Here is a 2,305-nt window from a genome sequence, read left to right as displayed (position 1 = left end):
GGCCTGGGGGGCGGTCACGGAAGCAGCCAATCGACGGGGCGTTGCTCGGAGAGGCGGATCGTGCCGGTGACGGGCGTCCGCGAGTCGACGGCGAACGGCGGCCCCGCGTCGGACGACCAGCGGTAGCCGGACTCGGTGGCGGGGGCGGTTTCGAGCTCGACGAGCACGGCCACCGGGTTGCCCTGGGCGGCGAAGCCGGCCGCGAGTTGCTCGTCGCCGAGGAAGCCGGCGAGTTGGGCCTGGGTCTGGGGCGCGCCGCCCACCGCGAGGACGCGGCCGCGGAGCACGCCGAACCGGTCGCGGGGCACGGACTGGACGTCGAGGTCGACGCGGGCGCCGGCGGGGATCGCCGCGGCGCTGCCGCCCGGCAGGTAGAGGACGGCGACCAGCGGCTCGTCCAGGTCCGTGCGGTGTTCGAGGGTGGCCACCTCGGCGCCGGCGGTGACGACGGCGCCCTCGCGGGCCAGCAGGGCGGTGACCCGGCCGCCGGCGACGGCCGGCACCTCGCGGTCGCCGTCCTCGGTGGCGACCCGGAGCAGCGGGTCGCCGGGGGCGAGGACGTCGCCCTCGGCGGCGAGCACGCGGGTGACCTGTCCGGCCACCGGGCTCTCCAGTACGTAACTCCCGTCCGGCGGGGTGAGGATGCCGGGCGCCGACTGGGTGGCGGACACCGAGCCGGTGAAGGCCCAGTAGGCGGCGGCCGTCATCACGAGGAGGGTGACGGCGAGGACGAGCCGGCCCGGCGGGCGGGCGAGGCGTACCGGCAGGTCGAGTTCCTCGGGCGAGCGCAGTCTGGCGAGCGCTTCACGGCGAAACTGCATGGGCCCTTCCGGAATTCCGCTTGGCCGTTCGTGATGTGGCGCGGTGGAGTGCGGTGCGGTGCGGTGCGGTGGAGTGCGGTGCGGCAACGTGCCCACCGGCGGCGAGGACGGTGGCGCGGCAACGTGCCCACCGGCGGCCATGAACCCCGGCGGAGAGGGGGCCGGGGTTCATGGCGCGTGGTGCCCGGGGGTGGTGCTCAGAGGCCGGCGAGACCGGTGACGGCACCGGTGTTCACGTTCACGCCGGTGAGGGCGGAGACCTCGCCGGTCACGCCGCCGGCCAGGCCCTGGACGAAGCCCACGGTCTCCAGGGAGCCCAGGGCGCCGGCCACGTCGCCGGTCACGGCGCCCACCAGGCCACCGGAGACGGAGGCGACGCCCGCCACACCGCCGGCGACGGCGTCCAGCTCGGTGTCGGCGATCTCGCGGGTCTCAAGGTCGTTACGCAAGGCGTTGGTCCCTTCACTTGGATAAATCGTCTGAACAAAGGTGAACGCGCGGGGAATTCGAGGCAGTGGCCATGACGACAGTCGCCGTTGGAGACGTGCGACGCGTCGGCCGCCGTGCTGCCGAATGCCGCGGCGCGGCGATGTAAACACGGGGCGCGAGGTCCGATCCAGTGTCGGCGGGCGCGCCGGGCGGCGGGGGCGGCGCGGGCGTGCCGCGTTCTTCGCCAAGTGGGTCGGGGTTTTTCGCGTAATCGGTCCCCGGGGCGGCGTGGAGGCCCGGTCGGCGCGGGGCCCAAAGGAATCCGAAGGGGTGGATCGGCGGCATGTCCGACACCTGAGGGATTCCGGACGGATGCGGCCCGGTTGAGGGGTGGACGTGAAGATGCGGCGAAGAGTGTTTGCCGGCCGGGCCGAAGAGGCGGGTTCGAACGGTCGGGCCCGCCGGGTTCCACGACCGTAACTGTACCTTCCGGATGGTACAGTTACGATTATGCGACCAAGCCAGCGAAACCTGATCCTGGACGCCGCGATCCGGGTGACCGAGCGTGACGGCATCACCGCGCTGACCCTGGAGTCCGCGGCCGAGGAGGCCGGCGTCACCAAGGGCGGGCTGATGTACCACTTCCGCACCCGCGACGAGCTGCTGCTGGCGATCCAGCGCCATCTGACCGTGGCCTGGGAGGAGCAGCTGGTGGCCGCGCTCGGGAAGCCCCTCGCCGAGGCGTCCGCCAGGGAGGCCGTCGCCGCCTACGCGCTGTCCGGCGTGGAACCCGGCATGGCCAGGAAGGCGGATCTGGCGTTCATGCTGGAGTCGGTCGCCCGCCCCGAGCTGGCCGAGGTGTGGGAGGAACTGATGCGCCGCTGGGCCCCGGCGCCCGCGCGGGCCGAGCCGGCGGACGTCGACCTGCTGCTGGCCCGGCTCGCGGTGGACGGCCTGTGGCTGTACGAGGCCACCGGCGGCCCGTCGCTGACCGAGCCGGTCAGGGCGGCGCTGCGGAGGCGCGTCGCGGAGCTGGTGGGGGAGCGGGCCGGGGA

At 74.0% G+C, this 2,305-nt stretch carries 3 protein-coding genes; 1 reads left to right on the top strand and 2 read right to left on the bottom strand.

Annotated elements, in window-relative coordinates:
* Positions 1 to 14 precede the first annotated feature (14 nt).
* Both E1283_RS35485 and E1283_RS35480 read right to left on the bottom strand, forming a co-directional pair.
* Positions 15 to 821 carry a biotin/lipoyl-containing protein gene (locus E1283_RS35485; protein WP_132822277.1) on the bottom strand — a complete coding sequence of 269 codons (807 nt, stop codon included), beginning with the start codon at positions 819 to 821 and terminating at the stop codon, positions 15 to 17.
* A 197-nt stretch (positions 822 to 1,018) separates the two neighbouring features.
* Positions 1,019 to 1,270: a hypothetical protein gene (locus tag E1283_RS35480; RefSeq protein WP_132822276.1), complete on the bottom strand. Its 252-nt coding sequence runs from the start codon at positions 1,268 to 1,270 to the stop codon at positions 1,019 to 1,021.
* A gap of 490 nt (positions 1,271 to 1,760) precedes the next feature.
* Here E1283_RS35480 and E1283_RS35475 point away from each other — a divergent pair.
* Positions 1,761 to 2,305, top strand: a 545-nt coding sequence (locus E1283_RS35475) for a TetR/AcrR family transcriptional regulator (protein WP_132822275.1), incomplete at its 3' end; no start/stop codon positions are given.

The organism is Streptomyces hainanensis (assembly GCF_004348415.1).
GTDB lineage: Bacteria > Actinomycetota > Actinomycetes > Streptomycetales > Streptomycetaceae > Streptomyces > Streptomyces hainanensis.
Note: the sequence above shows the minus strand (reverse complement) of the source record. Positions and strands in the feature narration are given on the sequence as shown.